The organism is Frisingicoccus sp., assembly GCA_016298055.1.
Lineage (GTDB): Bacteria > Bacillota > Clostridia > Lachnospirales > Lachnospiraceae > Frisingicoccus.
Window position 1 is genome coordinate 1 of sequence record JAEDDO010000077.1, and the last position, 9236, is coordinate 9236.

The following is a 9236-nucleotide window of genomic DNA, read 5'->3' on the forward strand; positions in this document are numbered from 1 at the left end:
AGGAAGCCATGAGAGCAGCAGATTTATGCTCTGATATTTACCGGGAAGCGGAATTAATAAATCCGGATTCAGATTATGCATACAGAATATTGACGGAGGATCAGTGTCAGCGTCTCGTTGAGAGGCTTGGAGAGGAAGGATTTGTCAGTGTAGCGGATGATATGAATATGGAAAATTATGAACAGGTCAACCTGTTTTATTCCGAATATATATCGGGAAAGGACAGCATGGTGACTGTTTTTAAGGTCTATGAAAGCGGAATTTTATCTTCTCAGACCTTTGCGTGCAGAAATGGCAGTCTTCAGTTTTATTATGTGGGTATGGAATGGAATCGGGACGGAAATCCGGAGATCATTGGATGCGGTATGAATGAGCTGGAGAGTATTTTGCTTACAGAGAAAGGTTATTTTATTTATCGAAATGCCTATGTCATGGAACATGCAAGTTTTGGCGGTTATTTCAGAGTGGAACCTTTATCGGAAATGTGCAGGCAGATGACGAAAAAGTATGTGAAAGGTTTGAGTTATCTGAATTATAATATGCTGGTGACGAACTGGGATGAGAGCAATGTAACAGATATTCTCATGCCGTGTATGTTTGAGGATATTTACCGTATTTATACAGGAGAAAATCTAAAAGTTGAAGATGGAAGGATACCGGCGGGAATCTATGAGCAGATCATGACAAGGTATTTTCCGGTGACGACAGATGAACTCAGGCAATATTGTGGCTATGATACAGATAAGGACAGCTATAAATACGAAAGAATCCGGGCAAAGCCTTATCCTGTTTTTGGTGAGGTTGTGGATTACAGCGAAAATGGTGATGGGACATGGACATTGATCATTGATGGCGTGCGCCCGGATTATAATGAGGATTGTGTGTATAAAAATAAGCTGGTTGTGTGTCCATTTGAGGATGGAACTTTTAAGTATTTGTCAAATAATGTGGAGTAAAAAGTCCATTTTGACTTTTGATAAAATGCATTTCATACATTAACTTAATAAATTGTTGAAGAATGTATTGAATTTTAATACAAAAAATGGTATATTCTAGGTTATATATTGATTATCATACTTAGAAAGTTTGTGGAGAAAATGATTCAGTCAGAAAAACTTTTAGAAATTAAGGATCTGTGTGTTGAATTTAAGACGGTTGAAGGTACGGTAAAGGCTGTCAATCACTTAAATTACACATTACATAAAGGTGAGAAACTTGGAATCGTCGGCGAGAGCGGAAGCGGAAAGAGTGTATCATCTCTTGGAATTATGCAGCTTATTCCGAATCCTCCGGGAAAGATTACGGAGGGTGAGATTCTCTATAAGGGAAAGGATCTGGTGAAGGTTCCGGAGAAGGAGATGCAGCATATCCGGGGGAATGAAATATCCATGATTTTCCAGGAACCTATGACTTCTCTGAATCCGATCATTAAATGCGGTAAGCAGATTGCAGAATCTCTTCGGCTTCACCGTGGATTGAATAAAAAAGATGCCATGAAAGAGGCTGTTCATATGATGCGAGCTGTAGGTATTGCGAATCCGGAAGTTCGTGCCCATGAATATCCGCATCAGATGTCCGGCGGTATGCGTCAGCGTGTAATGATTGCGATGGCTTTGGCCTGTCAGCCTCAGATTTTGATCGCGGATGAGCCGACAACCGCATTGGATGTGACGATTCAGGCTCAGATTCTTGATCTGATCCGTGATTTGAATAAAAGGATGAATACCTCTGTTCTTTTTATTACCCATGACCTTGGTGTCATCAGTGAGTTATGTGATACGGTTATCGTTATGTATACAGGACATATTGTAGAACAGGCACCGGTGAGAGATCTGTTTAAAGATCCGAAACATCCGTATACGATCGGATTGTTGAGTGCGATTCCGAGAATTACGAAGGATCGTCCGCCATTGTCAACAATTGAAGGAATGGTGCCGAATCCGACGGAACGCATTGAGGGCTGCAGTTTCTGGCCAAGATGTCCTCATGCGACAGAAAAGTGCCGTAAGACAGAGCCGCCGGTTGTACATATTTCCGAAGAACGTCAGGTCAGATGCTGGCTTTATACAGATACAGATGAATGTAAGGAGGGTTAGCTTATGGCCGCAGATAAAAAGGAAGTGCTGGTAAAAGCCGACCATGTTAAAGTATATTTTAAAGGAAAAAACAGAAGATCCGGAAGTGTAAAAGCAGTAGATGACGTCAGCTTCGAGATCATGAAGGGCGAGACCTTCGGAGTCGTTGGAGAGAGCGGATGCGGTAAAAGTACACTGGGCCGCACACTTGTAAGACTTCAGAAACCGACAGAAGGTCATATTTATCTGGATGGCAGGGATATCTCAGATTTGAGGGGTTCTGAACTGAAGCAGATGCGCAAGGAGGCACAGATTATTTTTCAGGATCCGTCCGCATGCCTGAACCCGCGTCGTACGATCCGGCAGATTCTTATGGAACCATTTGAGATTCATAAGCTGACGGGACAGATGGATGTGGAGGCACGGATCAAAGAACTTCTGCAGCTTGTAGGGCTGGATGAATATCATCTGAGTCGATATCCGCATGAATTGTCCGGTGGTCAGAAGCAGCGCATCGGTATAGCGAGGGCACTCGCATTGGAACCGAAGATCATCATCTGTGATGAGGCGGTTTCCGCTCTGGACGTTTCGGTTCAGGCTCAGGTTTTGAATCTGCTTCAGGAACTGAAACAGAAACTGGGACTGACATATTTTTTCATTTCACATAATCTGAACGTTGTCTATCAGGTCAGTGACCGTGTCGGAGTTATGTATCTGGGTCGTATCGTTGAGATCGCGGAATATGATCAGCTTTATGAAAAAAGATATCATCCGTATACAGAGGCTCTGCTTTCGGCGATTCCACAGGTGGATCAGGAGATACAGACAGAGCGTATTCATCTTGAAGGCGAGGTTCCGAGTCCTTCCAATCCGCCGTCGGGATGTCATTTCCAGACACGCTGCCGGAAAGTGTGTGATAAGTGCCGGATCCTTGCACCGAAGCTGAAGGAAGTTGATCCGGGACATTTTGTGGCGTGTCATCTTTATGAGTAAGGAGATTATGTCGAATATCGACATCTCAATATATTTCTAGGAGGAGTTTTTATGAAAAAAAGACTTTTAGCTTTAGGCTTATGTCTGACAATGGTGCTTGGCTGTGTTGCATGCGGCGGCGGAAGCAAGAGCGAAACAAAAGCAGCTGAGAGCACACAGGAAACAGAAGCAGCCGGCCAGAATACAGTTGTTGTAGCAATGGGCTCCGGCTTCTCAACATTGGACCCGGGATATGTTTATGAGAAATATCCGCCGGTTCCAATTAATGCATGTTATGAGAATCTTTTCAAATTTTACACAAATGACGGTGCTCCGGAACCATGTCTTGCAGATACATATGAATTCAGCGAAGATGGAAAGACATTGACAGTTGTGTTAAAAGATGCAACATTTGCAAGCGGTAATACAGTAACATCTTCAGATGTTGCTTTCAGTATTAATCGATGCAAAAATCTTCAGGGAAATCCATCCTTCATCTGTGATACAATTGAAAGCATTGAAACACCGGATCCTAAGACGGTTGTTTTCCACCTGACACAGCCGGACAGTGCGATCCTTTCAAAATTAACATACTCCGCACTGGCTGTTCTTGACAGTGAAGTTGTAAAAGAAAACGGTGGTACAGATGCAGCAGATGCAGCAACAACAGATACTGCACAGGATTACTTAAATTCAACAAGTGCAGGTTCCGGTATGTATATTATGACAAGCTATATTCCGGATTCTGAAATTGTTCTTGAAAAGAACCCGAATTACTGGGGTGAAGCTACAAACGTTGACAAATATATCATCAAGATCCAGCCGGATTCCAACGCTCAGATGATGGCATTATCTTCCGGTGATGTGGATGTGGCATTGAATATGACAGATGATACAATGGCAGAACTGGCAGGTGCAGAAAACGTTGAGCTGATCAACTCTGCAACAAAAACTGTAGGTTTTGTTATGATGAACATGGATGAAAGCATCGGCGGACCTGTTTCTAATCCAAAGGTTCAGCAGGCTATCCGTAAAGCACTTGATTATACAGGTATCCAGACAATCTGCGGTCAGGGTACAATCACACCTTATTCTGTTATCCAGTCCGGATTTATGGGAAGTAAAGGTGAGAGAGCGGCTGATTATACAAATATCGAAGAAGCTAAGAAACTTCTTGAAGAAGCCGGTTATCCAAATGGATTTGATATTGACCTTACTGTAACAGATCTTGATATGGAAGGTATTCTTTTAACTGACCTTGCTCAGAAAGTAAAAGATGACCTTGCTCAGATCGGTATCAACTGCAATATTGTAACTCAGGCATGGGCTGCAGGATACGGTGATGCTTACCGTGACGGACAGTTAGGATTTACAGTTATGTACTGGGGAATCGATTACAACGATCCAAACGTTCAGCTCGAATTCCTTCCGGGAGAAACTGTAGGTCTGAGAGCCGGCTGGACAACAGATATGGCTCCGGAACTTTCCGCATTATATGAAGTAACTATGTCAGCTACAGAAAATGATGCACGAATTGCAACTCTTGAACAGGTTCAGGATATGATGTATGAAGACGGCCCATTTGTATTTATTGCTCAGGCTCCTGCACACATCGGTTATAACACAAGACTTACAGGTGTTGCTATTTCTGATCCATATGCATTAGATCTTACATTGATTAACGTGAAATAATCCGTTTTATATTTTCCTGCCGGGGACAGATGGTTGTTCTGTTCCCGGTAGGACATTTCATGTACAGATGTTGTCGTGATTGCGCATGTATATTATGTAAGGACATGCGGTCTGACGAAAATACCTGTTATAAAAGCACTAATGAAAAAGAGGGGAGAGATGTGTTCTATGGAACGGCTTAAGTTTATAGGAAAAAGATTGATTTACCTTGTAATTATGCTGTTTGGTGTGGCTACTCTGGTATTTATACTGACAAAAATGGTTCCCGGTGATCCGGTTGTTGCCAATCTGAGCCAGCGTGCGCTGAGTGATCCGACAATTGTCGCGGCTTATAAGGCAAAATATGGATTGGATCAGCCGATTTTTGTCCAATATATTTTGTATATGAAAAATCTTTTTAAGTTTGATCTGGGTACTTCGATTCGAACGAACACGCCGGTATTGACAGAACTTGTAAGATGTTATCCGGCAACGATCGAACTGGCATTGTTTGCGATTATCATTGCCGCAGTTTTTGGAATTTTATTTGGTATTATTTCAGCAATCAAGCGTAACAGTCTGGCTGACCAGGGTGTGCGTGCGATTTCGGTCACAGGTGTCAGTATACCGAGTTTCTGGTTTGCGCTTCTGGTGTTATTTTTATTTTATTATAAATTAAAGATTCTTCCAGGACCGGGGCGACTGAGCAATACATTTTCTGCACCGCAGACCGTGACGGGAATGTATGTGATCGACAGTCTGCTTGAAGGTAATCCGGCAAAAGCACTGGATGCACTTCGTCATCTGATTCTTCCGGGATGTGTTCTGGCGGCATTTACAATGGGTTTGATCACACGAACGACCCGTTCGAACCTTTTGGATGTCATGTCGACAGATTATATTCGTACAGCCCGTGCCAAGGGACTTGGAAGAACAGCTCTGATCATTCGTCATGCTTTGGGGAATGCTTTAATTCCGGTTCTGACAGTTATTGGTCTGGGACTCGGAAACCTTTTAGGTGGTATGGTTCTTGTTGAGACTATTTTCAGCTGGCCTGGTGTCGGTCAGTTCGCTTATCAATCCGTTTTATCCGCGGATTATCCGGCAATCATTGGCGTGGCACTTCTGATTGCATTGAATTACATGGTCATTAATACGATCGTTGATATTTTGTATGGTATTATTGATCCGAGAGTGAGGTGCAGCTAATGTTACGAGCTTTGAAAAAACTGTTGAAATCCAATTACCTGTTTACATTGGGAATTATTATCTGCCTTTTCTGGATACTGGCAGCGATACTTGCACCGGTAATTGCACCTTATGATCCGATCGTGCAGGATTTGACGATACGTCTTCAGCCACCGAGCGGTGCTCACTGGTTTGGCACAGACAATTTTGGTCGTGATATTTTCAGCCGTGTTATCTACGGCGGGAGATATTCGCTTCTGGCAGGATGTCTGACGGTTGTCATTGCAGGCGTTATCGGAACTTTCTACGGTGCTATCGCAGGATATGTGGGCGGCATTGTGGATACGGTCATGATGCGTATTTCCGAGATGATCTTATCTTTCCCATCGCTTATTCTGGCAATGATCATTAATGCAGTCATGGGATCGAATCTTTTTAATACCATGTTCGCTCTCGTTATTGTTGCCTGGCCGACCTATGCTCGACTCATGCGAAGTGTGGTGCTCAGTGTAAAGGAAAATGAATATGTTGCCGCTTCTGAAGCACTCGGGGCTTCCAAAGCAAGAATTCTTGTTAAAGAGATCATTCCGAACAGTATCAGTTCGGTGCTTATTATGGCAACTACAGATATCGGAAATCAGATCTTAATGTTCTCCACATTAAGTTTCCTCGGACTCGGATCTGCACCTCCGACACCGGAATGGGGTATGATGGTATCTGATGGTGTGGATTATTTTAATAAGTTCTGGGTCGCAGGATTTCCGGGACTGGCAATTTTTACAATGGCCGTTGGTGCCAACTTTATCGGTGATGGTTTACGAGACCTGTTAGATCCGAAATTAAGAAAACAGTTTTAATGAATAAGAAAAGTCCTGTAAAGTACAATCTACGGGACTTTTTTACATTAGGAGGAAAATTATAATGAAAGAATCAAGAATTCAGAGAGTTATGGATGCCTTAGATAAAATGGGACTTTCTCAGATGCTTATTGTGGACCCATTATCTATTTATTATCTGACCGATGTGTCGGTTGTTCCGGGAGAGCGTTTTTTAGGACTTCTGCTTCGTCCGGAAGAAAAACCGGTATTTTTTATTAACCGTCTTTTCGGAGCACCGGAGGATATGCCGGTTGAAAAAGTATGGTACAGTGATACGGATCCGGTCATGGATATGGTTGCTGAGTTTATTGATCCGAAGCTTCCGCTTGGTGTTGATAAGGATCTGAAAGCCCGGTTTTTGCTTCCGTTGATGGAAAAGAATGCGGCATCTCGATTTGTGGGAAGTTCTCTGGCTGTTGATATGACAAGAGGAATCAAGGATGAAGAAGAACAGAAAAAGATGCGGACCGCATCTCTTATCAATGATCAGGCTATGGAGAAATTCAAAGGTCTCATTCATGCAGGAGTGACAGAAAAGCAGGTGGCGGAGCAAATGCTGAAAATTTATCTTGATCTTGGAGCAGAAAGTTTTTCTTTTGAACCGATCGTATCTTTTGGAGCAAATGCAGCAGATCCGCACCATATGCCGGATGATACGGTTTTAAAGGAAGGTGACTGTGTTCTTTTTGATGTGGGATGTATTAAAGACGGCTATTGTTCAGATATGACCCGCACATTTTATTATAAATATGCAGATGACCGGTGCCGTGAAATTTATGATACCGTTCGAAAAGCCAATGAAGCTGCAGAGGCTGTCATCCGCCCGGGAATGCTTCTTTCTGAAATTGACAAAACAGCGAGAGATCTTATTTCAGATGCGGGATACGGACCAAACTTTACACATCGTCTCGGACATTTTATCGGTTTGGATGAGCATGAGTTTGGTGATGTGTCTTCGGTCAGCACATGGAAGGCTGAGCCGGGTATGATTTTCTCGATTGAGCCGGGTATTTATCTGACAGAGGATACGGGGGTTCGTGTGGAAGATCTTGTACTTGTCACAGAAGAGGGATGTGAAGTGCTCAATCATTATTCAAAAGAACTTGAGATTATTGAATAGGAGGAATATTTTAATGAATCCAAAAGCAACTTTACATATGGCAAATGGTAAGAAGATCGTGATCGAATTGTTTCCGGAAGCAGCACCAAATACAGTGAACAGTTTTATTTTTGCAGCAAAGGGTGGGTATATGGACCATCATGCAATCCAGCGTATTGTTCCGGGCAATTGGATCGATATGAGTTATACGGCTTTTGGCGCAAAAGAGTGTCAGTATCTTATACCGAATGAATTTCAGCTGAATCCGGAGATTGAACCTTTAGATTCCCATCCGGGCTGTGTGTGCATGGGCGGCTACGGCGAAGCAGGCCTTGCCAGCTGTGAATTTTTCTTTCCTTTGAGAGATTGTCCGGATCATAAAGGAATTTATCCGGTGTTCGGCAAGGTTCTTGAGGGCATGGATGAAATATACCGGCTTGAAAAAGTAAAAACAATTCCGGTTGATTTTCCGATTGAAGGTGTAGAAGTCAATGAGCCGGTGGAACCGGAAATTATTGATCATGTGGAGCTGGAGCTTTACGGAAAAGACTATCCGGAACCGGTTCGGGTGGAAAATCCGGAGCTTCCGGTTTGCTGGACAAATATATGGAATGATTAAAATTAAAAAATAGATGCATAGAGCTGCATTTTTTTGAATATGTGTATGGTATACATTTTATGGATGCGAGGTGTTCTGAATGTTTGATACAGATAAAAAAGATGCAGCTTTTAGTATGCCGCTTCTGGATGTTCCGGTCCTATCCCAATGGCCGGATTTTCCAACAGGCTGTGAATCTGTCAGTGCGGTCATGCTTCTTGGTTATCATGGATATGATGTGGATGTAACCTCTTTTGTGAAAAATCATTTGCCGAAAAACAGTGTCTTTTATAAGGAAAAAGGGAAACGTTTTGGGCCGGATCCCTTTGAATTTTTTGTCGGTGATCCGAAAAAGCGAAATGCCTACGGATGCATGGCTCCGGTCATCGAAAAGGCACTTATTTCCTGCATGAAATGTGAAAATCGTGTAAGAAATCTGACAGGGGCGGAATTTGATATGCTCTGTCGGGATCATATTGACTGGGGAAGACCTGTACTTGTATGGGTCACCATCGGCATGATGGAGAGTTATCCGGGAAATGACTGGTATCTGAAAGACGGAAGTCATTTTTACTGGCCGGCAAATGAACATTGTATGGTGCTCATCGGATATGACGATCAACACTATTATTTTAATGATCCTTATGAGGGAAAGAAGACGGCCTATGAAAAAGAAATTTGCACTTTAAGGTATAATACTCTTGGAAAACAGGCGCTGACTGTGGTATAAAGAATAAAGAAAATAACTTCAGGAG

At 42.7% G+C, this 9236-nt stretch carries 9 protein-coding genes; all 9 read left to right on the forward strand.

The genetic code is table 11. The features are described from left to right. Positions 1-956 (forward strand): DUF6070 family protein (locus QZZ35_RS07260; protein ID WP_291236793.1); only part of this gene is annotated, 956 nt, incomplete at its 5' end. A 141-nt stretch (positions 957-1097) separates the two neighbouring features. Next, positions 1098-2096, forward strand: a complete 999-nt coding sequence (locus QZZ35_RS07265; RefSeq protein WP_291236794.1) for an ABC transporter ATP-binding protein — start codon at positions 1098-1100, stop codon at positions 2094-2096. 3 nt (positions 2097-2099) lie between these two features. Continuing rightward, the gene (locus QZZ35_RS07270; RefSeq protein ID WP_291236795.1) at positions 2100-3068 is read left to right on the forward strand and encodes an ABC transporter ATP-binding protein; all 969 of its coding nucleotides are present in this window, start codon (positions 2100-2102) and stop codon (positions 3066-3068) included. A gap of 51 nt (positions 3069-3119) precedes the next feature. Further along, positions 3120-4739: an ABC transporter substrate-binding protein gene (locus QZZ35_RS07275; RefSeq protein WP_291236796.1), complete on the forward strand. Its 1620-nt coding sequence runs from the start codon at positions 3120-3122 to the stop codon at positions 4737-4739. A 168-nt stretch (positions 4740-4907) separates the two neighbouring features. Next, on the forward strand, positions 4908-5927 hold the full coding sequence (locus tag QZZ35_RS07280) for an ABC transporter permease (RefSeq protein WP_291236797.1): 1020 nt from the start codon (positions 4908-4910) through the stop codon (positions 5925-5927). Further along, positions 5927-6763: an ABC transporter permease gene (locus QZZ35_RS07285; protein ID WP_291236798.1), complete on the forward strand. Its 837-nt coding sequence runs from the start codon at positions 5927-5929 to the stop codon at positions 6761-6763. The genes QZZ35_RS07280 and QZZ35_RS07285 overlap by 1 nt, the downstream gene beginning before the upstream one ends. 64 nt (positions 6764-6827) lie before the next feature. Beyond that, the gene (locus QZZ35_RS07290) at positions 6828-7904 is read left to right on the forward strand and encodes a M24 family metallopeptidase (RefSeq protein ID WP_291236799.1); all 1077 of its coding nucleotides are present in this window, start codon (positions 6828-6830) and stop codon (positions 7902-7904) included. Between the two features lie 13 nt (positions 7905-7917). Then, on the forward strand, positions 7918-8502 hold the full coding sequence (locus QZZ35_RS07295) for a peptidylprolyl isomerase (RefSeq protein ID WP_291236800.1): 585 nt from the start codon (positions 7918-7920) through the stop codon (positions 8500-8502). A gap of 79 nt (positions 8503-8581) precedes the next feature. Beyond that, complete coding sequence (locus tag QZZ35_RS07300) at positions 8582-9211, forward strand: C39 family peptidase (protein ID WP_291236801.1); 630 nt, start codon at positions 8582-8584, stop codon at positions 9209-9211. Positions 9212-9236 lie beyond the last annotated feature (25 nt).